The sequence below is a fragment of the Serratia sp. CY74737 genome, assembly GCF_052166775.1.
Lineage (GTDB): Bacteria > Pseudomonadota > Gammaproteobacteria > Enterobacterales > Enterobacteriaceae > Serratia > Serratia ureilytica.
Map to the genome: position 1 here is coordinate 53,450 of NZ_JBJNOF010000016.1, position 23,131 is coordinate 76,580.

The window sequence follows — 23,131 nt, forward strand, 5'->3', positions numbered from 1 at the left end:
AGAGAAATCTGGCCCTTTTTTTATGCGGCGCGAAGCGTCTCAGCGCGAAGCGCGCAGAAACGCCTCGGAGAGGAACAGCGCGCTGACGTTGCGCGCCTCACGGAAATCCGGTTCCGCCAGCAGCGCCATCATGTTGGCGATCGGCCAGCGCACCTGCGGCAGGGGTTCCGGTTCGTCCCCTTCCAGGCTCTGCGGGTAGAGATCGTGCGCCAGCACGATATTCATTTTGCTGGAAAAGTAGGATGGCGCCATCGTCAGCTTGCTGAGGAAATCAAAGCGTCTGGCGCCGAATCCCACCTCTTCCATCAGCTCGCGGTTGGCCGCCTCCAGCACCCCCTCGCCGGGATCGATCAACCCTTTCGGGAAGCCCAGCTCATAGGATTCAGTGCCCACCGCATATTCGCGGATCAGCAACAGGTCATCGCCAATCACCGGCACAATCATCACCGCTTCGCGATCCGAAGGCCGCATGCGCTCATACACCCGCCGCACACCGTTGCTGAATTCCAAATCGACCGACTCGACGTTGAACAAACGCGAACGCGCGACCGTTTCCACTTTCAGAATTTTAGGTTTTTGCAGGTGTTTATCCATGATTGCCTCAAAGAGGTTGCCCAGGCGCGGACAGGGCAACCGAAAAAATGATTGGCGTAACGCACGGCTCGTTGGCGCTCAAACGCTGACCAAATTCGATCTTGATCACATTGTGCGTTAAGGGCAAGCTCGGCCGCAACGCGCATGAACAGTAATTTACTTTCTTTTAACAAGCGTCGCCAGCCGCGGGCGATTTTCTGCACTGATTCAGCAAACAGCGCGCATGAAAATAGGATAATGCCGATATCGACGGCAGAGGCCGGTTGCTAGTATCACGCAGGCAAGAATCAGTGATAAAATGACCTTGCTTCATGAAGGAATGAGATCCAAAGCGAAAATCTGTTTGTTCCCTCATTAGTTCTGGGTGCCTCCTGGCGGTTTACTCCGTATAATATTCAGCTTTTCATCAGGTTGGCGAAATTCACGGGTGTGAGATGGGGATTGCATGAGCACAATAGTGTTGATATTGGCCTTAGTGCTTGTCTGCCTGATTGCCGCCGGCCTGTACCTGTGGTTCAAGGCCCGCCACCCGACGGCGCTGGCGCGCACGCTGCCGTTTATCAAACCTGCCCACCGCAAGCTGACCGACGAAGAACGCGCGGCGGTCGAGTTCTACCTCAATCAACAAAACAAGCTGAGCAACAAACTGTTGCCCGGCGGCGGCGCTACGCTGCCCGCAGCCAAACTGGCGCTCACCCCGCAAAGCGATAACGTTTATCCCGTGACGCACGCCATCACCCGTTACGGGCTGGCCAGCGACGATCCCAATAAATGGCGCTATTACCTCGACGCTGAAGAGGTACATCTGCCCCCGTTTTGGGAACCCTATATCACCGCCGACAACCATGTGGAAGTGATCAAAACCCAGACGCTGCCGCTGGTGATTTCGCTCAATGGGCACTCGCTGAAAGATCATATCCACGACCGGCCGCAGCCGCCGGTCGTGACCGCCGCGCCGACCAAAAACGCCTCCATCCGCAAGGAAGAGAGCGAGCATGTCGAGCTGGTGAACATTCGCAAGGAAACGCCGGAAGAGCATGCGCTGAACCGGCCGAACGGCATCCGTGAAGCCGTCATCATCTCCGCCGCGCTGCTGCTGCTGTTCTTCAGCCTGATCAGCCCGGTGCTGGTGATCCCCTGGATGATTTTCGTGGCGGTGCTGATGATCGCCTGGGGAGGGTGGAACCTGTTCCGCCGCCCGGCGTCGCGCGAGTTGAAAGAGATCCACTGCCTGCGCGGCACGCCAAAGCGCTGGGGCCTGTTCGGCGAATCCGGCCAGGGGCAGATCAGCAATATTTCGCTCGGCATTATCGATCTGATCTATCCGCCGCACTGGCAACCGTACCTGACGCAGGATCTGGGCAAAACCACCGATGTGGACGTCTATCTCAACCGTCAGGTGGTGCGGCAGGGGCGCTTCCTGTCGCTGCATGACGAAGTGAAGAATTTCCCGTTGCAGCAGTGGGGCCGCAATGCGGTGCTGGTCGCCAGCTCGGCGCTGGTTCTGCTGCTGCTGCTGATCTATATCCCGCTCAACCTGCCGTTGACCCTCAGCATGGCCTGGCTGCAAGGCGCACAAAAAGTGGAAGTGACCAGCGTACAGGCGCTGGAGGCCACGCCGCTGCGCATCGGCGACACGCTGAAAGTGCGCGGCAGCGGCATGTGCTATGTCCCGCCGCCGGCCAACGGTGGCGGCGCCGTCAATTTTGCGCCGTTCGACTGCTCCGGCATCTATTGGAACACCGCCGCCCCGCTGCCGCAGCCGGAATCGGAAGTCATAGACAAAGCGACAGCTCTGCTGGCGACGGTCAGCGGTCAGCTGCATCCGAGCGGCGCCGATCAGAAGGTCAACCCGCAGCTGGCCAGCGCCATCGAGAAATCCGGCATGATCCTGCTGGACGATTTCTCCGATATCGTGCTGAAAACGCAGGATCTGTGCCAGACGGAAAACGACTGCGTACGGCTGAAAAACGCGCTGGTTAACCTGGGCAACGCGAAAAACTGGAGCAGCCTGGTGAAACGCGCCAAATCCGGCGCGCTGCAAGGCGTCAACGTCCTGCTTCGTCCGGTCAGCGCCGAATCGCTGGAAAGCCTGACCAAAGTGGCCACCTCGTCGTTCATCTTCAATGAGACACGACTGGCCGCCGCTGCGCTTAACAGCCCGCCGCCAGGCGGTTTCCTGATCCGCAGCGACGAAGGCCGCCAGTGGGTCAGTCACCCCCAGCCGCAGACGCCGCAAAGCGAATACAACGCGCTCGACCAGTGGAATGAGCTGCAGCGCCAGTCCAACCTGCTGCTGCATACCCCATTCCAGGCGCAGGGCGTGATCACCAGCCTCAGCGTTGACGCCAATGGCACCCGCCACGTGGCGTTGCACAGCGAACCGGACATGATCACCCTGTGGCGCTATCTCGGCACCAGCCTGCTGTTGCTGGCCGTAGTGGTCAGCCTGGGTTATAACGCCTGGCGGCTGGTGCAGCGTCGGCGCATCAATCAGCACCGCGTCGCCGATATCCAGCGTTACTACGACAGCTGCTTCAATCCGCAGCTCAATCCGATGTCGATGCGGCCGATGGCCTGAACCTGACGCCGGGGGCTTCGGCCCTGTCATCCGCTTATGCTACGCTAACGCTATTATTCTCATCTGCGGACTGCCCGTCGGTCCGCCCGTGGAGTTTTTATGGTTCCCGAGTTTGATTGGCCGCAGATCGATACCGTGCTGCTGGACATGGACGGCACATTGCTGGATCTGGAGTTCGACAGCCACTTTTGGCTCAGCCTGGTGCCGCAGGCGCTGAGCGAAAGGCGCGCCATTCCGTTCGACGAAGCCCGCCACATCATCGAGCGGGAATATCAGGCGGTGCAGCACACCATGAACTGGTATTGCTTCGATTACTGGAGCGAGCGGCTGGATCTGGACATTTACCGCATGACCAGCGAAGTGGGCAGCCGCGCCCGGCTGCGCGAAGACACCGAGCCTTTTTTACGGGCGCTGCGCGACGCCGGCCTGCAAACCATTTTGCTGACCAACGCCCATCCGCACAGCCTGGCGGTGAAAATCGAGCATACCGGCCTCGATCGGCACCTTGATTTATTGTTTTCCACCCACACATTTGGTTATCCGAAAGAAGATCAGCGTCTGTGGCAGGCAGTGCAACAGCACACCGGATTCAACCCGCAGCGCACGCTGTTTGTCGACGACGGCGAGCCGATCCTCGACGCGGCGCGCACTTTCGGCATTCGTTACTGCCTGGGCGTGCAAAACCCGGACTCCAGCACGGCGGAGAAAAGCTTCCAGCGCCATCCGTCGATGCGCGACTACCGCCTGCTGATACCGGCGCTGGCCAAGGGGGAAGCATGAAGGAAAAAGCGACGCGCGACGACGCGGTCCGACTGGATAAGTGGCTGTGGGCCGCACGCTTCTACAAGACCCGCGCGCTGGCGCGCGAAATGATCGACGGCGGCAAGGTGCATTACAACGGCCAGCGCGGCAAGCCGAGCAAGATTGTCGAGCTCAACGCCGAGCTCAAACTGCGGCAGGGCAACGAAGAACGTACGGTGATCGTGCTGGCGCTGACCAGCCAACGCCGCGGCGCCAACGAGGCGCAGCAAATGTATCAGGAAACCGAAGCCAGCATCGCCAACCGCGAAAAAATGGCGCTGGCGCGCAAGATGAACGCGTTGACCATGCCGCATCCGGACCGACGTCCGGACAAAAAGGAGCGGCGCGACCTGATGAAATTTAAATTTGGTGAGCAGGAATAACCCCTCACCGCAATGAGAGAAGATTATGTCCAACCATGACCAATTGCACCGTTACCTGTTTGAAAACTACGCGGTGCGCGGCGAGCTGGTTACCGTCAGCGAAACCTATCAGCAGATCCTGAACAACCACGACTACCCGGCGCCGGTGCAAAAACTGCTGGGCGAGCTGCTGGTCGCCACCAGTCTGCTGACCGCAACCCTGAAGTTCGACGGCGACATCACCGTTCAGCTGCAAGGCGACGGCCCGCTGAAGCTGGCGGTGATCAACGGCAACAACCGCCAGGAGATGCGCGGCGTTGCGCGCACCCAGGCGCCTATCGCCGACGACAGCACCCTGCATCAGATGATCGGCAACGGCGTCATGGTCATCACCATTTCCCCAACGGAAGGCGAGCGCTATCAGGGCGTGGTCGGTCTGGAAGGGGAAACTCTGGCCGAATGCCTGGAAGCCTACTTCCGCCAGTCTGAACAGTTGCCGACCCGCCTGTTCATCCGCACCGGCGAAGTGGAAGGCAATGCCGCGGCGGCCGGCATGCTGCTGCAGGTGCTGCCGGCGCAAGACGGCAACCTCGATGATTTCGATCACCTGGTGCAACTGACCAACACGGTCAAAAGCGAAGAGCTGTTCGGCCTGCCGGCCAACGAGGTGCTGTACCGTCTGTATCATCAGGAAGAAGTCACCCTGTATGAACCGCAGGACGTGCAATTCCGTTGTACCTGTTCTCGCCAGCGTTGCGCCGACGCGCTGCTGACCCTGCCGACCGACGAAGTGGCGGACATGCTGGAGCAGGACGGCAATATCGACATGCACTGCGACTACTGTGGCAGCCACTATGTCTTTGACCCGGTTGATGTTGCCGCGCTGTATGCGGGTAATACCGGCGAAAGCGACCAGTTGCACTAAGTTACACCCTTTCGGCGGGCGCGCCCGGCGCCCGCCAACGCCCGCCGTTTGCACGTTTGCTTTTTTCCGTGTGCTATCTCTCAGATCGTAACGAAATACCGCCTAAAACGTTAAATATTTGATACCCATCGCGGTTACGCACCGTTAGATCCCTACAATTGCCGCCAGAAATTCTGTGACCAAGGAGTAGTAACATGCGCGTTAAAGGTATAACCCCTCAGGATCTGGCCGCTTACGGCATTCACGACGTTAGCGAAATCGTTCACAACCCGAGCTATGAACTGCTGTTTAAGGAAGAAACAGACCCATCTCTGGAAGGTTTTGAGCGTGGGGTAGTCACCAAGCTGGGTGCCGTCTCCGTCGATACCGGCATCTTCACCGGCCGTTCGCCGAAAGACAAATACATCGTCCGCGACGACATCACCCGCGATACCGTGTGGTGGGCCGATCAGGGCAAAGGCAAAAACGACAACAAACCTCTCAGCCCGGAAGTCTGGGCCGATCTGAAACACCTGGTCACCGAGCAACTGTCCGGCAAGCGCCTGTTCGTGGTGGATACCTTCTGCGGCGCCAACGCCGACTCGCGCCTGAAAGTGCGTTTCATCACCGAGGTGGCCTGGCAGGCGCACTTCGTGAAAAACATGTTTATCCGCCCGAGCGACGAAGAGCTGGCAGACTTCGAGCCGGACTTCGTGGTGATGAACGGCGCCAAATGCACTAACCCGAACTGGCAGCAGCAAGGCCTGAACTCGGAGAACTTCGTCGCCTTCAACCTGACCGAGCGCATGCAGCTGATCGGCGGCACCTGGTATGGCGGCGAAATGAAGAAAGGCATGTTCTCGATGATGAACTACCTGCTGCCGCTGAAAGGCATCGCCTCGATGCACTGCTCGGCCAACGTGGGCGAGAAAGGCGACGTGGCGGTGTTCTTCGGCCTGTCCGGCACCGGCAAGACCACCCTCTCCACCGATCCTAAGCGTCAGCTGATCGGCGATGACGAGCACGGCTGGGACGACGACGGCGTGTTCAACTTCGAAGGCGGTTGCTACGCCAAGACCATCAAGCTGTCTGAAGAAGCCGAGCCGGACATCTACCACGCCATCAAACGCGATGCGCTGCTGGAAAACGTCACCGTGTTGGCCGACGGCAGCATCGACTTCAACGACGGTTCGAAAACCGAGAATACCCGCGTTTCTTACCCGATCTACCATATCCAGAACATCGTCAAGCCGGTGTCCAAGGCGGGTCACGCCACCAAGGTGATCTTCCTGACCGCCGACGCCTTCGGCGTGCTGCCGCCGGTATCGCGCCTGACCGCCAACCAGACTCAGTACCACTTCCTGTCCGGCTTCACCGCCAAGCTGGCCGGCACCGAGCGCGGCGTAACCGAACCGACGCCAACCTTCTCCGCCTGCTTCGGCGCCGCATTCCTGTCGCTGCACCCGACGCAGTACGCCGAAGTGCTGGTGAAACGCATGCAGGCCGCCGGCGCCCAGGCTTACCTGGTCAACACCGGCTGGAACGGCACCGGAAAACGCATCTCGATCAAAGATACGCGCGGCATCATCGACGCCATCCTGAGCGGTGAAATCGACAAGGCGGAAACCGTTACCCTGCCTATCTTCGATCTGGCGATGCCGACCGCGCTGCCTGGCGTGAACCCGGAGATCCTCGATCCGCGCAACACCTACGCCAGCCTCGAGCAGTGGCAGGAAAAAGCGCAGGATCTGGCCGAGCGCTTCATCACCAACTTCGACAAATACACCGACACGCCTGCGGGTGCCGCGCTGGTCAGCGCCGGCCCGAAGCTGTAATTCGGTAGCGTTACCCCTTCAGCTAAGGCGCGGATCCCGCGCCTTTTTTTATTTCAATTGATTGCTTTTTAATCGGCAAGACTAGAAAATAAGTCAATGCAATCATTGATAGCAAAGGAGGTTTCAATGGCTACTATCACCGTCAGAAATCTGGACGACGAAATCAAAGAGCTGCTGCGTATCTCAGCGGCGAAAAACGGCCATTCCATGGAAGAGGAAGCGCGCATGATCCTGAAACAGGCGCTGGTGAAAAAGCCGCCGCGCTATGGATTGGGTACCTGGATGCATCAGCACTTCGCCGAATTCGGCGGCGTTGAGCTGGAGATCCCACCGCGTGACGCCGTGCCGCCACGCATCGTCACCTTTGATGATGAAGATGACAACGCATGATCATTATCGACACCAACGTCATTTCAGAAACGCTGCGTCCCAGCCCGTACTACAACGTCATTAACTGGTTAAATGAAAAGGACAATGACGAGCTCTATCTCAGCGCCATTGTCCTCGCCGAACTGTTCAGCGGCGTGGCCTGCATGCCCGACGACAAGCGCCAGCGGGATCTCAAGCTGAAATTGGCGGACGCCATTGAATTGAAGTTCGAGGGGCAGATATTGCCGTTTGATGGGCTGTGCGCGATGCAATACGCGGAATTGACGGCAAGGAATCGGCTGTTGGGTAAAGCGATGAGCGTGCCCGATACCCAAATCGCGGCCACCTGCCTGCATTACGGCGCCGCCCTGGCCACCCGCAATACCAAAGACTTCCTCCACTGCGGCATCGAATTAATCGATCCGTGGCAGGCGCCGACCGGCCGCCGGTTGCATGAGGATGCGGCGGAATACTACGTGATGAGCAGAAAGTCCTGACGGGGCCGCAGCGGCGCGGCCCACATCAGAAGTCAGGCGGTTTCCCTGGCCGTTTGATGGCCGTTGGTCGACTCTTTTTTCTCCATCGGCAACGGAATATAAGCGCGGATCAATAGCCCGCCGCGCTCGCTGGTGCCGATATCCAGTTCGCCGTCATGTGCGTCGATAATACGCTGTACGATCGCCAGCCCCAGGCCGGTGCCGCTGGTGCTGCGCGCGCTGTCACCGCGTACGAACGGCTGCAGCAGGTGCTTCAACTCGTCCGGCTTGATGCCCGGGCCGTCATCTTCCACCTGGAACCAGCCGCGCTGCAGCTCACGGCCGCTGCTGACCTTGATCCAGCCGTTGCCGTAACGCGCCGCGTTCACCACCATATTCACCGCCGCCCGTTTAATCGACAGCGGATGCACGTTCATCATCAGCTCGCCCGGCGACAGCGCGGTTTCAATCACCCGCTCATAGCCGCTCTCGGCCGCGACCACTTCGCCTAAAATGGCGTTCAGATCGCTGCTTTCGGTCGGCATTTCCTGCCCGGTGCGCAGATAATCGATGAACTGCTCGATGATGGCGTTGCACTCTTCGATGTCTTTATTGATCGACTCGGCCAGATAGCCGTCTTCGGCGCTCATCATCTCCGTCGCCAGGCGGATGCGCGTCAACGGCGTGCGCAGGTCATGGCTGACCCCGGCCATCAGCAAGGTGCGGTCATCCGCCAGCTGTTTGACGCCCGACGCCATCTGATTGAATGCGCGAGTCACCGACCGCACTTCGGAAGCGCCATACTCGCGCAGCGGCGGCGGAATAATGCCCTTGCCCACCTGCAGCGCCGCATGTTCCAGCTCCACCAGCGGGCGGTTTTGAATACGAATAAACAGCCAGGCGCCGCCGATCGCGAGCAGCATAATCGCCAGCGTATAGCGGAACAGCGGCGAGAAATCGCCCTGGTGGATTTCCGTCAGCGGCACGCGCACCCAGATATCGGGCTGCAGCCAGGTTTTCAGCCACACCACCGGGGAGTTCTTGTTCACCTCCACCCGCACATCGGTCGGCCCGCCGAGCTGCTGCGCCATCTGCTGGCTGAGGAACTGGTAGTGCTGCGCCCAGCGCAGGCCGCTCTCCTCCGCCGCCGAGTTGGTGTAGAGAGAGATGCCCAGTTCGCGGTAGATCTCACGGCGGAACGCCGGCGGCACCTCCAGCAGCGTGCCGTCCTCCAGCTGCAGCCGATCGGTCATCAGCATACGCACTTCGTAGGCCAATACCTTGTTGAACTGCTGCAGGCTGGGCAGGATGGCGAAGTTCAGCACCACCAGATAGGTCGTCACCAGGCTGACGAACAGCAAGGTGACGATCAACAACAGGGTTCGGGCAAACGAGCTACGCGGTGAAAAGCGCAATCGCCTCATGCCTTACTGCCGTCCGGGACGAAGACGTAGCCGAGACCCCACACGGTCTGGATATAACGCGGATGCGCCGGATCTTCTTCAACCATACGGCGCAGACGAGAGATCTGCACGTCGATGGAGCGCTCCATGGCGCTGTATTCGCGGCCACGCGCCAGGTTCATCAGCTTATCGCGCGACAGCGGTTCACGCGGGTGGCTGACCAGCGCCTTCAGTACCGCGAACTCGCCGCTGGTCAACGGCATCGGCTCGTCTTCGCGGAACATCTCGCGGGTGCCGAGGTTCAGTTTGAATTTGCCGAAAGCGATCACCGCTTCTTCCTGCGAAGGCGCGCCCGGCAGTTCGTTCGCCTGACGGCGCAGCACCGCGCGGATACGAGCCAACAGCTCACGCGGGTTGAACGGTTTAGGAATGTAGTCATCGGCGCCGATTTCCAGGCCCACGATGCGATCGACCTCTTCGCCTTTCGCGGTGACCATAATGATCGGCATCGGGTTGCTCTGGCTGCGCAGGCGGCGGCAGATGGACAGGCCGTCTTCGCCCGGCAACATCAGATCGAGCACCATCAAATGGAAGGATTCACGAGTCAGCAAGCGATCCATTTGCTCAGCGTTGGCAACGCTGCGAACCTGGAAGCCCTGCTCGGTTAAATAACGTTCTAAAAGCGCGCGCAGGCGCATGTCATCATCGACAACCAGGATCTTATGATTCTCTTGCATGGTATTACTCCCAAAGGCTTTATTGCCTGACTCGAATATTGTTAGAAAACCTTGCCATTTGAGACAGCGTTTAATGGTATGTATTCTAGACGAAATTGTTACAAAGCTTATTCTTTTCCCCATTTATCAACAATTTTCAGTGAATGTCGACGGGGGTTTGTCAAAATTTCGCCCTTTATCGGCGCAATGTGGGGCGACGGCCCAATTTTGTGCAATTTCGCCACCGGGAAGCGCCCGGTGGCGTTCAGCTCTCGGGTCAGGAAGTTTGCAGGAAACGCGCCAGCTGCCTGCGCAGCTGTCGGTTCTCTTGCTGTAGCGCATCAACCCGGTCGAGCAGCGTCAGCGCCATGGCGATCCCCGGCCAGTCCAGATCCAGCTCCGCCCGCAGCCTGCGTGCGCGCTGCAGATGGCTCAGCGCCGGATAATCAAACTCCCAGCGCGGCTGCGCCGGCTCCAGCGGCACGATAACGCCCAGGCCGACGATCTCGACCAGCTCGTCCTCTGAAATCTCCACCCTCTGACACAATTCCACCACGGTGAAAGTGATCTCTTTTTTCATCATCTGCTTTACTCCCATTCCGCGCGCGGGTTGAACGCCGCCTGTTCAGCCAGTTCCCGCCACAGGGCGCTGGCCTTCTCGTTCGGCTTCGGCGGCATCACCACCTTGAGAATAACGTACAGGTCACCGGGCTCTTTCTTGCCCGCCAGCCCTTTGCCTTTGACCCGCAGCCGTTTGCCGCTCTGGCTGCCGGCCGGCACGGTCAGCGCGATTTTGCCGGTCAGCGTCGGCACCTCAATGCTGGCGCCGAGCGCCGCCTCCCACGGAGCGAGCGGCGCCACGATGCTCAGGTTGTGGCCGTCTATCTCAAACAGCGGGTGCGGCGCGAGGCGGATAACCAGATACAGGTCGCCGTTCTGGCCGCCGCCCACGCCGGCAACGCCCTGCCCCTTGAGGCGAATGCGCTCGCCGTCGCCCACGCCGGCCGGAATTTTCACGTTCAGCGTCTTGCTGGCTTCGCTTACCTGCCGCCCCAGTTCGTCGTACACCGGCAGCTTGTAGGAAATCTCGCGGCTTTGACCATGCAGCGTTTCCTCGAGGAACAGCGGCACCTCCATCTCCAGATCCTGGCCGCGGAAGCCATGCCCGCCGTGCGAATGCGAAGCGGAACGGTGCCCGCCCGCCGCTCGCCCGCCGAACATGCTCTCGAAGAAGTCGGAGAAGTCTTGCGCGTCGGCGCCGCCGCCGTGCCATGAGGCGCTCTGCTGATAGCCGCCGTGATCGCCGCGCGCCTGGCGGCCAAAGTTCGGATCGTTGCGATGCAGCCGGATCTGATCGTACTCGGCGCGGCGCTCGTCGTCCTTCAGTACCTCATAGGCTTCGGCCAGTTCCTTGAACTTGCTCTCGGCGTCGTCTTCGGTGCTCACGTCAGGGTGATATTTACGCGCCAGCCGGCGGTAAGCCGTTTTGATGGTTTTCAGATCGGCGTTGGGCTCAACGCCCATCGTGGCGTAGTAATCTTTAAATTCCATGCGGTAATACCTTCAATGTGTTGGGTTGTGCGCCAAAATTCCTTGTCTCTCTCGCCAGATATCCTCCTTTCGTCACATTCTTTTTCCGCTATCGCTAAGCATACTCCCGATTGTTAAAAGCTGCGCAAACTGAATAAAAACCGTGCGACAAGGCGCAGGCCCGCGCGCCATTTTTAAAGCCCTCCGCATTCACGTACACTGTGGCGGTGGCCCCATAAAGATAAATCACGATGAGAACTCAACTGATAACCCGTGAAGGGTATGACAAGCTCAAACAAGAGCTGGATTACCTCTGGCGCGAAGAACGCCCCGAGGTGACCAAGAAAGTGACCTGGGCCGCCAGCCTGGGCGACAGAAGCGAAAACGCCGATTACCAATACAACAAGAAGCGGCTGCGCGAGATCGATCGCCGCGTCCGCTATCTGACCAAATGCCTGGAGCAGTTGAAGATCGTCGATTACTCCCCGCAGCAGGAAGGCAAAGTGTTCTTCGGGGCCTGGGTGGAGGTGGAGAATGACGACGGCGAGATCAAACGTTTTCGCATCGTCGGCTACGATGAGATTTTCGGCCGCAAGGATTACATCTCCATCGATGCGCCGATGGCGCGCGCCCTGCTGAAAAAAGAGGTCGGGGACGTCGCCACCGTCAATACCCCGCTGGGCGAGGCGCAGTGGTACGTTAACGAGATAAACTACCCGAAGTAAGCTTTCAGCTTTTTCCGAACCGCCGCCAACGCCGCCGCCTGAGCTGTTCTCCACGCCGCGGCCGCGCGGCGGCGGCCCGCTCCGCTGGCATTTTCCGCGATCAATCCGTATAACTGTCCCCTGTTTATTCACCGTTCTCAATACAGATACCAGACCTATGAATGACCCACTGAGCCGCATTATTGCAACAGAACTGCAGGCCCGGCCGGAGCAAGTCGACTCCGCCATCCGTCTGCTGGATGAAGGTAATACCGTGCCCTTTATTGCACGCTATCGTAAGGAAGTCACCGGGGGCCTGGACGACACCCAACTGCGCCAGCTGGAAACCCGCCTGGGTTATCTGCGTGAACTGGAAGATCGTCGTCAGACCATCCTGAAGTCGATCGATGAACAGGGCAAACTGACCGAACAACTGGCGGGGGCGATCAACGCCACGCTGAGCAAGACCGAACTCGAAGATCTCTACCTGCCGTACAAACCCAAGCGCCGCACCCGTGGCCAGATCGCCATCGAAGCCGGTCTGGAACCGCTGGCGGACACGCTGTGGCAGGATCCGCAACAGCAGCCGGAACAGCTGGCTGAACGCTACGTCGACGCCGAGAAGGGCGTGGCGGACGTGAAAGCCGCCCTCGACGGCGCGCGCTATATCCTGATGGAGCGCTTCGCTGAAGACGCCGCGCTGCTGGCCAAGGTGCGCGACTACCTGTGGAAAAACGCCCATCTGGTGTCCAAGGTGGTCGAGGGCAAGGAAGACGAAGGCGCCAAGTTCCGCGACTACTTCGATCACCACGAACCGATTTCCCAGGTGCCTTCGCACCGCGCGCTGGCGATGTTCCGCGGCCGCAACGAAGGCGTGCTGCAGCTGGCGCTGAACGCCGATCCGCAGTTTGAGGAAGCGCCGCGCGAAAGCCAGGCGGAGCTGATCATCATCAATCACCTCAATCTGCGCCTGAACAACGCTCCGGCAGACACCTGGCGCAAGGCGGTGGTCAACTGGACCTGGCGCATCAAGGTGTTGCTGCACCTGGAAACCGAGCTGATGGGCACGGTGCGCGAACGCGCGGAGGATGAAGCGATCAACGTCTTCGCCCGCAACATGCATGATCTGTTGATGGCCGCGCCGGCCGGCATGCGCGCCACCATGGGCCTCGATCCGGGCCTGCGCACCGGGGTGAAAGTCGCCGTGGTCGACGCGACCGGCAAACTGGTGGCCACCGACACCGTCTATCCGCACACCGGGCAAGCGGCCAAAGCCGCCGCCATCGTCGCGGCGCTGTGCATCAAACACAACGTGGAGCTGGTGGCGATCGGCAACGGTACCGCTTCGCGTGAAACCGAGCGTTTCTATCTCGACCTGCAAAAGCAGTTCAGCGACGTCCGGGCGCAAAAAGTGATCGTCAGCGAAGCGGGCGCGTCGGTGTACTCCGCGTCCGAACTGGCGGCGCAGGAGTTCCCTGATCTCGACGTGTCGCTGCGCGGCGCGGTGTCCATCGCCCGTCGCCTGCAGGATCCGCTGGCGGAGCTGGTGAAGATCGACCCGAAATCCATCGGCGTCGGCCAGTATCAGCACGACGTCAGCCAGAGCCAGCTGGCGAAAAAGCTGGACTCGGTGGTGGAAGACTGCGTGAACGCCGTCGGCGTCGATCTGAACACCGCTTCGGTGCCGTTGCTGACCCGCGTGGCCGGCCTGACGCGCATGATGGCGCAGAATATCGTCAACTGGCGCGACGAGAACGGCCGCTTCAGCAACCGTGAACAGCTGCTGAAAGTCAGCCGTCTGGGGCCGAAAGCGTTCGAACAGTGCGCCGGCTTCCTGCGCATCAACCACGGCGACAACCCGCTGGATGCCTCTACCGTCCACCCGGAAGCCTACCCGGTGGTGCAGCGCATTCTGGCCGCCACCGAGCAGGCGCTGCAGGATCTGATGGGCAACGCCTCGGCGGTGCGCAGCCTGAAAGCGGTCGATTTCACCGACGACAAGTTCGGCGTGCCGACGGTCACCGACATCCTGAAAGAGCTGGAGAAGCCGGGCCGCGACCCGCGTCCTGAGTTCAAAACCGCCACCTTTGCCGAAGGCGTGGAAACCCTCAACGATCTGCAGCCGGGCATGATCCTGGAAGGGTCGGTCACTAACGTCACCAACTTCGGCGCCTTCGTGGATATCGGCGTGCATCAGGACGGCCTGGTGCATATCTCCTCGCTGGCGGACAAGTTCGTCGAAGATCCGCACACCGTGGTGAAGGCCGGCGACATAGTCAAAGTGAAGGTGATGGAAGTCGATCTGCAACGCAAACGCATCGCGCTGAGCATGCGCCTGGATGAGCAACCGGGCGAAGGCTCGCCGCGCCGCGGCGGCAACGCGCCGTCACAGCGCGACAACGCCAACCGTTCGGCGCCCGCCAACAAGGCTAAACCGCGCAATGCGGCGCCGGCCGGCAACAGCGCCATGGGCGACGCGCTGGCGGCGGCTTTCGGCAAGAAACGCTAAGTCAGACCAACAGGGCGGAGCCTGCTCCGCCCTTTCCAATGAAGAAAACTTGCGGCATTTTTGACCCGCCTCAATAAACCATCATCTTTTTATTTCCCGTTCTTGTGTGACCGTCCTCCCATTATTCAGGCAGCAAAAAACCCTTCTGCAGCCATTTATTAACAACTCCGTTAACACGCATTTTTCATCTCGCGAATTGTGAGAGAAACACAAATGGTTACCGCTCGCATTACGGTGGAATAATGTTATCGAATTGCCTTTCACCAGAAATAAAAAAGGAAAAAACGCCATCGCCATTTGCAAACGAGAAACCCTGTCTACAAATACGTAACTGATTTAACTCGCCATTCTCATTTGCCGCTGCGTAAAAGCGGTGGTAAAACGGGGATTATCAAGGGGGCCAGCCAAAAAGCGGCCGCCGCCAAAATAATTGGTTACAATACCCTTACTTTTTGTATTGAACGCGATAATGATAATTACTATTATTTTCGCTCACTTTATTGCATGACCTTATGGATGAATACCGCCGACGGCGTGGCATTTTCGCCGGCAACGTCCAATTATCATCAGCCCGATGCTCATCGGCACCCGGAAGGTTAATCACATGCAGCTTCAACCTAAACGCACATATAAGATTGTCGGCTTTTCCGGTGAAATTGCGCCGGCCTACCGCCAGAAACTGTTATCGCTCGGCATGCTGCCCGGCTCTTCGTTCGACGTGGTGCGCGTCGCGCCGCTGGGCGATCCGATAGAAATTAAAACCCGCCGCGTCAGCCTGGTGCTGCGCAGGAAGGATTTGGCGCTGCTGCAGCTCGACGGCCAGCCCTGAGCCGGCGCGCCCTCCGTTTGCCGGTGCGCCTTTGCGCCGGCGCTGTTCTCCTTGAAGACGACACGCAGAACTATGAAAAAACTCACCATCGGCTTAATCGGCAACCCGAACTCCGGCAAAACCACGCTGTTCAACCAACTGACCGGCGCGCGCCAGCGGGTCGGCAACTGGGCGGGCGTGACGGTCGAACGCAAGGAAGGCCATTTCACCACCCCGCAGTCCGACGTGCGGCTGGTCGATTTGCCCGGCACCTACTCCCTGACCACCATTTCGGAGCAGACGTCGCTCGATGAGCAGATCGCCTGCCACTACATTTTGAGCGGCGACGCCGATCTGCTGATCAACGTGGTGGATGCCTCCAACCTGGAACGCAACCTCTACCTGACGCTGCAGCTGCTGGAGCTGGGCATTCCCTGCATCGTGGCGCTCAACATGCTCGACATCGCCAAAAGCCAGCATATCGATATCGACGTCGCCGCGCTGTCGGCGCGCCTCGGTTGCCCGGTAGTGCCGATGGTCTCCACCCGCGCCGACGGCATCGGCGTGCTGAAACAAATGATCGACAATCATCGCATCAACGAACAGCAGGCGCTGGTGAACTACCCGCCGCTGCTGCTGAAAGAGGTCGCCACGCTGAGCGACGCCATGCCGCAAACCCTGCCGGCGGCGCAGCGCCGCTGGCTGGCGTTGCAGATGCTGGAGGGCGACATCTACAGCCATCGCCTGGCCGGCCCCGCCGTGGCGCGGCTGCCAGCGGCCATTCAGGCGCTGCAACAGCAGCAGCAGGAGGACCCGGCGCTGGTGATCGCCGACGCACGCTACCAGTCCATCGCCGCCCTGTGCGACGCGGTCAGCAACTCGCAGCAGGCGATGCCCAACCGCCTGACCGACATGCTGGATAAAGTGATCCTCAACCGCTGGCTGGGCGTACCGATCTTCCTGCTGGTGATGTACCTGATGTTCCTGCTGGCGATCAATATCGGCGGCGCGCTGCAGCCGATCTTCGATATCGGCTCGGCGGCGATCTTCATTCAGGGCATTCAGTGGCTCGGTTACACCCTGCACTTCCCCGACTGGTTGACCGTCTTCCTGGCGCAGGGCGTCGGCGGCGGCATCAACACCGTGCTGCCGCTGGTGCCGCAGATCGGCATGATGTACCTGTTCCTGTCGTTCCTGGAGGACTCCGGCTACATGGCGCGCGCGGCGTTCGTGATGGATCGCCTGATGCAGGCGCTCGGGCTGCCGGGCAAATCCTTCGTGCCGCTGATCGTCGGCTTCGGTTGCAACGTGCCGTCCATCATGGGCGCCCGTACGCTGGACGCCCAGCGCGAACGCCTGATCACCATCATGATGGCGCCGTTCATGTCCTGCGGCGCCCGCCTGGCGATCTTCGCGGTGTTCGCCGCCGCCTTCTTCGGCCAGGACGGCGCCGGCGTGGTGTTCTCGCTGTATATGCTCGGCATCGCGGTGGCGATCCTGACCGGCCTGGTACTCAAATATACCCTCATGCGCGGCGAAGCCTCGCCGTTCGTGATGGAGCTGCCGGTCTACCATGTGCCGCACCTGAAAAGCCTGCTGCTGCAAACCTGGCAGCGGCTGAAAGGCTTCGTGTTGCGCGCCGGCAAGGTGATCGTAGTCGCCAGCATGTTCATCGGCGGCCTGAACAGTTTCTCGTTCAGCGGCAAAACGGTCGACAACATCAACGACTCCGCGCTGGCCTCGGTCTCCAAGGTGCTGACGCCGCTGCTGCAGCCGATGGGCGTCCACAGCGATAACTGGCAGGCCACCGTCGGCCTGGTGACCGGCGCGATGGCGAAAGAAGTGGTGGTCGGCACGCTGAACACGCTGTACACCGCCGAGCACATCAATAAAGAGGCGTTCGACGCCGCCAACTTCAACCTGCTCGACGAGCTGGGCGGCGCACTGCGGGAAACCTGGGACGGGCTGAAAAACACCTTCAGCCTGAGCGTGCTCTCCAACCCGATCGAAGCCAGCAAGGGCGACGGCGAGATGGGCGTCGGCTCGATGGGCGTGATGAGCAGCAAATTCGGCTCCGGCATTTCCGCCTACAGCTACCTGATCTTCGTGTTGCTGTACGTGCCTTGCGTCTCGGTGATGGGCGCTATCGCCCGTGAATCAAGCCGCGGCTGGATGACCTTCTCAATCCTGTGGGGGCTGAACGTCGCCTACTCGCTGGCGACGCTGTTCTATCAGGCGGCCACCTTCAACCAACATCCGCAGTACAGCCTGACGGCGATCCTGGCGGTGGTGCTGGTAAACCTGCTGGTGCTGTTTGGCCTGCGCCGGGCGCGCAGCCGCGTCACGGTTCGCCTGGGCAACGCCACGCCGGCGGCCTGCTGTCAGGGCGCCAAAGGGAGCTGCCACTGATGGCCGGGCTGCTGCAGGTGCGCGATGCGTTGGCGCTGCGCGGCAGCGCTCAGGCGCAGCAGCTCAGCCAATCGCTGGCGACGCCGCTGCCGCTGGTGCAGGCGATGCTGGACCGTTTGACGGCGATGGGGAAAGTGGAACGCATCGAACAAGATGACGGCGCCTGTCTGAGCGGCGGCTGCAAAAGCTGCCCGCAGGGCCAGGGGTGCAGCACGGTGTTCTACCGGCTGAAGGCCTGACGTTCAGGGGCGCCGCTGCGGGCGCCCCCTTGCCGTTCAAGGCTTATTGCTTGTCTTTGTAAACTTCGGCGATGGCGCTGAATTTACCGTGTTCGCGGCCCGCCAGGATCACGTAGTATTGACCGCCCTTTTCGTCCGCCAGTTTGGACAGCTCTTCCTTGGCATCCATCGGCGACGTGGTTTCCGCCGTGGTGGTCACGGTGCCGATCTTCTCGTATTTACCCGGATTCTTATCCAGATCTTCCTTGGTCAGCAGGGTTGCCGCCATGGAGCCGAAAGACACCGAACCCAGCACTGCCGCTGCAATAATCATCTTCAATGATTTCATGACACTAACCTCTCAATGGATAATTTATCTGTTATGAAAGCCGTCCAGGATCCATGCGTAGTACTGCAGGCTGCCGCGACATCCTCAGGCCTCGTTGCTTTCCCTGACGGGGCCTGTTTCCCAGAGACGAAACGCCAAAATGAAAATCGCCGCACGCGGTCTTTTCATTTTGCAGCCAACGCATTGACTCACTAAGTATTGAACAGCTTTGTCTTTTATCCACCCGGCAGCGTTTTTTTTCACGCTCTATCGTGCGTTTTCACGCTGCATTCAATGTGCTGCAATAAACGCTTCGATCATCGTCACAAATTCATCGGGATGAGAGATAAACGGCGCATGGGCAGCTTTAGCCACGATCTGCGACGTGGAGTTCGGCCAGGCGACGTCGAGCAGCTCGGCGACCTTGCGCGGCACCAGCCCGTCCAGATAGCCGTAGATCCGCAGCAACGGCAGATTCAACTCCGCCAGCGGCGCGCGCAGATCGGCGGTGCGCAGGATCTCCAACCCGCCGTTCAGTACTTCGACGCTCGGTGTCGGTTGGTTGAGCACCACCGCTTTCAGCTGGCGCGCATCCTGACGCGCGCTCTCGGTGCCCAGCGTCTGCAGCGCCAGAAAACGCTCGACGGTGCGCTGGAAATCCAGGCTTAGCTGGTGCTGGAAACCGCTCAGCACGTCCGGACGGATCCCCGGCCACTCATCGCGGGCGGCAAAGCACGGCGAGGAGGCTACGGTGATAAGCCCGCTGACCCGCTGCGGCTGCATCAGCGCCGCCTGGCTGGCCACCAGCCCGCCGAGCGACCAGCCGAGCCACCAGGCCTGCGGCGGGGCGGCCGCCAGCACGATTTCCGTCATCTGCGCCAGCGACAGGGCGCCGAACCCCTGGCTGCGGCCGTACCCCGGCAGATCGACCAGGTGCAGGCGAAAATGCGGCGTCAGCCGCGCCTGAATGCAACTCCACACTTCGGCGTTCAATCCCCAGCCGTGCAGCAGCACAAGATCGCGTTCACCTTCACCTATTGTTTGCCAGTACAGCGCTGTCATTGGTTATTGTCCTTTCATGCTTACCCGTCTCGGAGACACTATGCTATCAATCCGCAGCCGCTGTTGGCTATGCCGACAGCCATTGAGCCTGATGCGTCATGGCCTCTGCAGCTGCTGCCTGCGTCACCTGCCGGCCAGACCGCCGTGTTGCCCGCGCTGCGGGCTGCCCGCCGGGGAGACGCGCACGCCCTGCGGCCGCTGCCTGCAACGGCCACTGCCCTGGCAACGGCTGGTGTTCGTCGGCGACTACGTGACGCCGCTCAGCGGCTTGGTAAAAAGGTTCAAGTTCCACCGCGCGCCCGAGCTGGCGCCGGCGCTGGCGCGCCTGATGCTGTTGCGCTGGCAGCAGGCGCGCAGAGAGCAGTATCTGAACAGACCCGACCTGATTTTGGCGGTACCCTTGCATGCAACACGCTGCTGGCGCCGTGGCTATAACCAGAGCGATCTGCTGGCCCGGCCGCTGGCGCGCTGGTTGGGTTGCGCCTACCGGCCCGCCGCCTTGCGCCGGGTGCGCAAAACCGCCCTGCAACAGCGGCTGAGCGCCTCTGCCCGCAGACGCAATCTGCAGCGCGCGTTCGCCTGTACCGTGCCGGTCGCCGGCCGGCATATCGCCCTGGTGGATGACGTGGTGACCACCGGCAGCACCGTCTCGGAGATCGCGTCGCTGCTGCGGCGGCAAGGCGCCGCCTCGGTGCAGATATGGTGCGTTTGCCGCACGTTGTAGTGCCACGGCAATGGGCGTATTATAACCGACTATAGAAGTCAACTATTGAGCTAATGCTATGATCCGTATAACAGATGCTGCACAGGAACACTTTGCCAAACTGCTGGCAAATCAAGAAGAAGGCACCCAAATCCGCGTATTCGTGATCAATCCGGGCACGCCGACGGCCGAATGCGGTGTCTCTTATTGCCCGCCGGACGCGGTAGAAGCGACGGATACCGAACTGAAGTTCGACAAACTGTCCGCCTATGTCGATGAACTGAGCGCGCCGTATCTGGAAGACGCCGAAATCGACTTCGTGACCGACCAGCTGGGTTCTCAGCTGACGCTGAAGGCGCCGAACGCCAAGATGCGCAAGGTCGATGACGACGCGCCGCTGATGGAACGCGTGGAATACGTGCTGCAGTCGCAGATCAACCCACAGCTGGCGGGCCACGGCGGCCGCGTAACGCTGATGGAGATCACCGACGACAACATGGCTATTCTGCAGTTCGGCGGCGGTTGCAACGGCTGTTCGATGGTCGACGTCACGCTGAAAGAAGGCATCGAGAAAGAGCTGCTGCAGAAGTTCCCGGAGCTGAAGGGCGTGCGTGATCTGACCGAACACCAGCGCGGCGAGCACTCTTACTACTGATACCCGGCGCTCACGCCACGGTAGATAACGCAATGCCGGAAGGGGGAACCCGTTCCGGCATTGTCGTTTTTAGCCCACCGACACCTTGCGTCGCCGCTTGTCCAAATCCTTCAGTAAGCGGTTTATGTGCGGGTCGGCAAACATCTCCTCCAACGTCCGGGTCAGCTTGCGCCGCCAGTTAGGGTACTGATCGCTGGTACCTGGAATATTGACCGGCTCGGCCATGTCCAGCCAGTCTTCCGGCTGCAGGCCAAGCAAGGCGCTGGCGCTGTCGGCGACATAACGCTGCAGGCCACGGTTGAGCAGCGGGCTCATGCCGAGCAGCGCCGCCTTCTTGCCCACCTTCTGCGGCACGCAGCCATAGCGATGCAATCCATCCAGCAGCCCCTGCTTGGCGCGTTCCCGATCGGCAAACAGCGCCTGCAGGATCTCCGCATCCGGGTAAAGACCCAGCCGGTTGCCCAGCGTCAGATCGTCGCTTTGCCAGTAGCCGCGCAGCGTCGGCAGATCGTGGGTGGTGATGGTCGCCATCGCCTGTACCGGATAGGCCTGCGGCGCGCGGAAATGGTGTTCGCCGTCGCTTTCGAAATAGAGCACTTTGTAGGAATAGACGCCGCTGTCGCGCAGCTTGCCGACGATTTCCACCGGCACCGTGCCGAGATCTTCGCCGATCACCATGCAGCGGTGGCGCTGGCTTTCCAGCGCCAGCACCGCCAGCAGATCGTCCACCGGGTATTTGACGTAGGCGCCGCGATCGGCGGTTTCGCCATAAGGGATCCACCACAGCCGCAGCAGCGCCATGACGTGATCGATACGCAGCGCGCCGCAGCTGGTCATGTTGGCGCGCAAAAGATCGATGAACGGCTGATACCCGCGCGCCGCCATCACGTGCGGATCCATCGGCGGCAGGCCCCAGTTTTGCCCCAGCGGGCCCAGAATATCCGGCGGCGCCCCGACCGACGCTTTCAGGCAGTACAGCTCGCGGTCACACCAGGTTTCCGCCCCGCCTTCCGCCACCCCGACCGCCAGATCGCGATACAGGCCGATCGGCATCTGCTGCTGCCTGCTCTGGTCAAAACACTGCGCGAACTGGGTGGCAGCCAGCCACTGCAGCCACAGGTAAAAACGAACCGTTTCCTGGTGTTCAGCGCAGAACTGCCGCACCGCTTCGCTATCTCCCTGCCGATAACGTTCGGGCCAGGCCGGCCAGCCCCACTGGCTGATGTCATCCGCCGCCAAATGGGCATGCAGCGCGTCGAAGGCCGCCTGCCGGTACAGGCTGTCGCCGCCGTCCGTCACGAATTGCTCGAACGCCTGACGCTGCGCGTCGTTTGGCTTGCGCGCCTGAAATACCGGAAACGCCAGCTTCAGCGCCGCCAGTTTCAGCTGCATCACGGCGGTGTAATCCACCCACTCCGCAGCGCGCGCTTTGGCGAGCTGTTTCTGCGTCGCCGGCTTCTGCCACCAGCGCTGCGCCGCGTCGCTGCGCTGGAAATCCTCCACCGCGTTGACGTCGATATACGCCAGGTTCAGCCAGCGGCGCGACGAGGGGCTGTAAGGGCTGGCGCTCTCCGGGTTGGCGGGGTACAGCGCATGGATCGGGTTGAGGCCGACGAAAGCGCCGCCGCGTTCCCCCACCTCTTCCACCATCAGGCGCAGATCGCCGAAATCGCCGATGCCCCAGTTGCGATCGGAGCGCAGCGTGTACAGCTGAACGCAGGCGCCCCACAGCTTTTTGCCGGTCAACAAGGCGTCCGGCTCGAAGCAGCGCCTCGGCGCGACGATCACTCGGCATGACCACTGCCGTGCGCCCTGGCTCAACGTCAATTGGTGGTAACCCGCCGGCAGCTCGCCGGGCAGCGTCAGGGTCTTGCGCGCGCCGACGCGACCCTGCAGGCATTCACCGTCTTCACGCTGCAGCGCCCACAGGTATTCGCCTTCGCCCGTCGGCGTCAGCGCCAACGGCGCGCCCTGATAGAACACCTTGACCGCCGGTAACGGCGGCGGCGCGGTATCCAGCACCGCATCATCGGCCCACTTCATGGCCGCCAGCAGCTTGCGCTTGGTCTCCGGCTCAATCGCCTGCCGTTTGCCGTGAGCATTGATGAAATCGGCAGCGATCCCCGCCTGCGCTGCCGCCTGATCGATACGCTTGCGATCCATT

23 protein-coding genes are annotated in these 23,131 nt (G+C 60.7%); 15 read left to right on the forward strand and 8 right to left on the reverse strand.

Annotated elements, in window-relative coordinates:
- Positions 1–39: 39 nt before the first annotated feature.
- Positions 40–594, reverse strand: a complete 555-nt coding sequence (nudE, locus tag ACJ8PE_RS20960) for an ADP compounds hydrolase NudE (RefSeq protein ID WP_033645281.1) — start codon at positions 592–594, stop codon at positions 40–42.
- A 445-nt stretch (positions 595–1,039) separates the two neighbouring features.
- Between nudE and ACJ8PE_RS20965 the strand changes: the two genes are divergently transcribed.
- The 7 genes from ACJ8PE_RS20965 to ACJ8PE_RS20995 all read left to right on the forward strand — a co-directional run bounded on the left by ACJ8PE_RS20965 (position 1,040) and on the right by ACJ8PE_RS20995 (position 7,943).
- Positions 1,040–3,175, forward strand: coding sequence for an intracellular growth attenuator family protein (locus ACJ8PE_RS20965; RefSeq protein ID WP_033651741.1), 2,136 nt, complete (start codon positions 1,040–1,042; stop codon positions 3,173–3,175).
- Between the two features lie 99 nt (positions 3,176–3,274).
- Positions 3,275–3,955 (forward strand): GMP/IMP nucleotidase, encoded by a 681-nt coding sequence (gene yrfG, locus ACJ8PE_RS20970; RefSeq protein WP_025304546.1) that lies wholly within the window; start codon positions 3,275–3,277, stop codon positions 3,953–3,955.
- Positions 3,952–4,359, forward strand: coding sequence for a ribosome-associated heat shock protein Hsp15 (gene hslR, locus ACJ8PE_RS20975; RefSeq protein WP_033645283.1), 408 nt, complete (start codon positions 3,952–3,954; stop codon positions 4,357–4,359). The genes yrfG and hslR overlap by 4 nt, the downstream gene beginning before the upstream one ends.
- Before the next feature lie 25 nt (positions 4,360–4,384).
- Positions 4,385–5,263, forward strand: coding sequence for an Hsp33 family molecular chaperone HslO (hslO, locus tag ACJ8PE_RS20980; RefSeq protein WP_197793263.1), 879 nt, complete (start codon positions 4,385–4,387; stop codon positions 5,261–5,263).
- Between the two features lie 194 nt (positions 5,264–5,457).
- The gene (pckA, locus tag ACJ8PE_RS20985; RefSeq protein ID WP_015379308.1) at positions 5,458–7,077 is read left to right on the forward strand and encodes a phosphoenolpyruvate carboxykinase (ATP); all 1,620 of its coding nucleotides are present in this window, start codon (positions 5,458–5,460) and stop codon (positions 7,075–7,077) included.
- A 126-nt stretch (positions 7,078–7,203) separates the two neighbouring features.
- Positions 7,204–7,467 (forward strand): FitA-like ribbon-helix-helix domain-containing protein, encoded by a 264-nt coding sequence (locus tag ACJ8PE_RS20990; protein ID WP_004930730.1) that lies wholly within the window; start codon positions 7,204–7,206, stop codon positions 7,465–7,467.
- The gene (locus ACJ8PE_RS20995; protein WP_042785502.1) at positions 7,464–7,943 is read left to right on the forward strand and encodes a type II toxin-antitoxin system VapC family toxin; all 480 of its coding nucleotides are present in this window, start codon (positions 7,464–7,466) and stop codon (positions 7,941–7,943) included. Before ACJ8PE_RS20990 ends, ACJ8PE_RS20995 begins: the two co-directional genes overlap by 4 nt.
- A gap of 32 nt (positions 7,944–7,975) precedes the next feature.
- Here the strand turns inward: ACJ8PE_RS20995 and envZ are convergent, their stop codons facing one another.
- The 4 genes from envZ to cbpA form a co-directional block, all read right to left on the reverse strand.
- Complete coding sequence (gene envZ, locus ACJ8PE_RS21000) at positions 7,976–9,346, reverse strand: two-component system sensor histidine kinase EnvZ (protein WP_033645286.1); 1,371 nt, start codon at positions 9,344–9,346, stop codon at positions 7,976–7,978.
- A complete protein-coding gene (gene ompR / locus ACJ8PE_RS21005) occupies positions 9,343–10,062 on the reverse strand; it encodes an osmolarity response regulator transcription factor OmpR (RefSeq protein ID WP_004709363.1) in 720 nt (239 codons plus the stop codon). The genes envZ and ompR overlap by 4 nt, the downstream gene beginning before the upstream one ends.
- A 256-nt stretch (positions 10,063–10,318) precedes the next feature.
- A complete protein-coding gene (locus tag ACJ8PE_RS21010) occupies positions 10,319–10,624 on the reverse strand; it encodes a chaperone modulator CbpM (RefSeq protein ID WP_004930739.1) in 306 nt (101 codons plus the stop codon).
- Between the two features lie 5 nt (positions 10,625–10,629).
- Positions 10,630–11,592 carry a curved DNA-binding protein gene (gene cbpA / locus ACJ8PE_RS21015; RefSeq protein WP_033645288.1) on the reverse strand — a complete coding sequence of 321 codons (963 nt, stop codon included), beginning with the start codon at positions 11,590–11,592 and terminating at the stop codon, positions 10,630–10,632.
- A 230-nt stretch (positions 11,593–11,822) separates the two neighbouring features.
- Here cbpA and greB point away from each other — a divergent pair, with 230 nt between their 5' ends.
- The 6 genes from greB (at position 11,823) to ACJ8PE_RS21045 (ending at position 18,240) form a co-directional block, all read left to right on the forward strand.
- Positions 11,823–12,296 (forward strand): transcription elongation factor GreB, encoded by a 474-nt coding sequence (gene greB / locus ACJ8PE_RS21020; protein WP_033645289.1) that lies wholly within the window; start codon positions 11,823–11,825, stop codon positions 12,294–12,296.
- 157 nt (positions 12,297–12,453) lie between these two features.
- On the forward strand, positions 12,454–14,784 hold the full coding sequence (locus ACJ8PE_RS21025; protein WP_197760626.1) for a Tex family protein: 2,331 nt from the start codon (positions 12,454–12,456) through the stop codon (positions 14,782–14,784).
- 297 nt (positions 14,785–15,081) lie between these two features.
- Positions 15,082–15,384: a hypothetical protein gene (locus ACJ8PE_RS21030; protein ID WP_197760628.1), complete on the forward strand. Its 303-nt coding sequence runs from the start codon at positions 15,082–15,084 to the stop codon at positions 15,382–15,384.
- Between the two features lie 4 nt (positions 15,385–15,388).
- Entirely contained in the window at positions 15,389–15,613 is a 225-nt protein-coding gene (gene feoA, locus ACJ8PE_RS21035) for a ferrous iron transporter A (RefSeq protein ID WP_025304553.1), read from the forward strand.
- 72 nt (positions 15,614–15,685) lie between these two features.
- On the forward strand, positions 15,686–18,001 hold the full coding sequence (gene feoB / locus ACJ8PE_RS21040) for a Fe(2+) transporter permease subunit FeoB (protein ID WP_197760636.1): 2,316 nt from the start codon (positions 15,686–15,688) through the stop codon (positions 17,999–18,001).
- Positions 18,001–18,240, forward strand: coding sequence for a FeoC-like transcriptional regulator (locus ACJ8PE_RS21045; protein ID WP_004930758.1), 240 nt, complete (start codon positions 18,001–18,003; stop codon positions 18,238–18,240). The genes feoB and ACJ8PE_RS21045 overlap by 1 nt, the downstream gene beginning before the upstream one ends.
- Before the next feature lie 43 nt (positions 18,241–18,283).
- On the opposite strand, the gene ACJ8PE_RS21050 is transcribed toward ACJ8PE_RS21045, so the two are convergent.
- Together ACJ8PE_RS21050 and bioH are read right to left on the reverse strand one after the other, a co-directional pair.
- Entirely contained in the window at positions 18,284–18,568 is a 285-nt protein-coding gene (locus ACJ8PE_RS21050) for a YdgH/BhsA/McbA-like domain containing protein (RefSeq protein WP_004930765.1), read from the reverse strand.
- 270 nt (positions 18,569–18,838) lie between these two features.
- Complete coding sequence (gene bioH / locus ACJ8PE_RS21055; RefSeq protein ID WP_404769147.1) at positions 18,839–19,609, reverse strand: pimeloyl-ACP methyl ester esterase BioH; 771 nt, start codon at positions 19,607–19,609, stop codon at positions 18,839–18,841.
- Positions 19,610–19,649: 40 nt separating this feature from the next.
- On the opposite strand from bioH, the gene gntX reads away from it, so the two are divergent.
- Together gntX and nfuA are read left to right on the forward strand one after the other, a co-directional pair.
- Positions 19,650–20,333: a DNA utilization protein GntX gene (gene gntX, locus ACJ8PE_RS21060; protein WP_404769146.1), complete on the forward strand. Its 684-nt coding sequence runs from the start codon at positions 19,650–19,652 to the stop codon at positions 20,331–20,333.
- Between the two features lie 58 nt (positions 20,334–20,391).
- On the forward strand, positions 20,392–20,967 hold the full coding sequence (nfuA, locus tag ACJ8PE_RS21065) for a Fe-S biogenesis protein NfuA (protein WP_004930777.1): 576 nt from the start codon (positions 20,392–20,394) through the stop codon (positions 20,965–20,967).
- Between the two features lie 69 nt (positions 20,968–21,036).
- Here nfuA and malQ read toward each other — a convergent pair whose 3' ends face one another.
- Positions 21,037–23,130, reverse strand: a complete 2,094-nt coding sequence (malQ, locus tag ACJ8PE_RS21070) for a 4-alpha-glucanotransferase (protein WP_442536861.1) — start codon at positions 23,128–23,130, stop codon at positions 21,037–21,039.
- Position 23,131 lies beyond the last annotated feature (1 nt).

Bases quoted from the DNA above. Each gene is read 5' to 3' on its own strand.
- feoA (WP_025304553.1), top strand. From the start codon at position 15,389: ATGCAGCTTCAACCTAAACGCACATATAAGATTGTCGGCTTTTCCGGT.
- hslR (WP_033645283.1), top strand. From the start codon at position 3,952: ATGAAGGAAAAAGCGACGCGCGACGACGCGGTCCGACTGGATAAGTGG.
- ACJ8PE_RS20965 (WP_033651741.1), top strand. From the start codon at position 1,040: ATGAGCACAATAGTGTTGATATTGGCCTTAGTGCTTGTCTGCCTGATT.
- pckA (WP_015379308.1), top strand. From the start codon at position 5,458: ATGCGCGTTAAAGGTATAACCCCTCAGGATCTGGCCGCTTACGGCATT.
- feoB (WP_197760636.1), top strand. From the start codon at position 15,686: ATGAAAAAACTCACCATCGGCTTAATCGGCAACCCGAACTCCGGCAAA.
- yrfG (WP_025304546.1), top strand. From the start codon at position 3,275: ATGGTTCCCGAGTTTGATTGGCCGCAGATCGATACCGTGCTGCTGGAC.
- malQ (WP_442536861.1), bottom strand. From the start codon at position 23,130: ATGGATCGCAAGCGTATCGATCAGGCGGCAGCGCAGGCGGGGATCGCT.
- ACJ8PE_RS21045 (WP_004930758.1), top strand. From the start codon at position 18,001: ATGGCCGGGCTGCTGCAGGTGCGCGATGCGTTGGCGCTGCGCGGCAGC.
- ACJ8PE_RS20995 (WP_042785502.1), top strand. From the start codon at position 7,464: ATGATCATTATCGACACCAACGTCATTTCAGAAACGCTGCGTCCCAGC.
- ACJ8PE_RS21010 (WP_004930739.1), bottom strand. From the start codon at position 10,624: ATGATGAAAAAAGAGATCACTTTCACCGTGGTGGAATTGTGTCAGAGG.
- hslO (WP_197793263.1), top strand. From the start codon at position 4,385: ATGTCCAACCATGACCAATTGCACCGTTACCTGTTTGAAAACTACGCG.
- greB (WP_033645289.1), top strand. From the start codon at position 11,823: ATGAGAACTCAACTGATAACCCGTGAAGGGTATGACAAGCTCAAACAA.
- bioH (WP_404769147.1), bottom strand. From the start codon at position 19,609: ATGACAGCGCTGTACTGGCAAACAATAGGTGAAGGTGAACGCGATCTT.
- cbpA (WP_033645288.1), bottom strand. From the start codon at position 11,592: ATGGAATTTAAAGATTACTACGCCACGATGGGCGTTGAGCCCAACGCC.
- nudE (WP_033645281.1), bottom strand. From the start codon at position 594: ATGGATAAACACCTGCAAAAACCTAAAATTCTGAAAGTGGAAACGGTC.
- gntX (WP_404769146.1), top strand. From the start codon at position 19,650: ATGCTATCAATCCGCAGCCGCTGTTGGCTATGCCGACAGCCATTGAGC.
- ACJ8PE_RS21050 (WP_004930765.1), bottom strand. From the start codon at position 18,568: ATGAAATCATTGAAGATGATTATTGCAGCGGCAGTGCTGGGTTCGGTG.
- ompR (WP_004709363.1), bottom strand. From the start codon at position 10,062: ATGCAAGAGAATCATAAGATCCTGGTTGTCGATGATGACATGCGCCTG.
- ACJ8PE_RS21025 (WP_197760626.1), top strand. From the start codon at position 12,454: ATGAATGACCCACTGAGCCGCATTATTGCAACAGAACTGCAGGCCCGG.
- nfuA (WP_004930777.1), top strand. From the start codon at position 20,392: ATGATCCGTATAACAGATGCTGCACAGGAACACTTTGCCAAACTGCTG.
- envZ (WP_033645286.1), bottom strand. From the start codon at position 9,346: ATGAGGCGATTGCGCTTTTCACCGCGTAGCTCGTTTGCCCGAACCCTG.
- ACJ8PE_RS20990 (WP_004930730.1), top strand. From the start codon at position 7,204: ATGGCTACTATCACCGTCAGAAATCTGGACGACGAAATCAAAGAGCTG.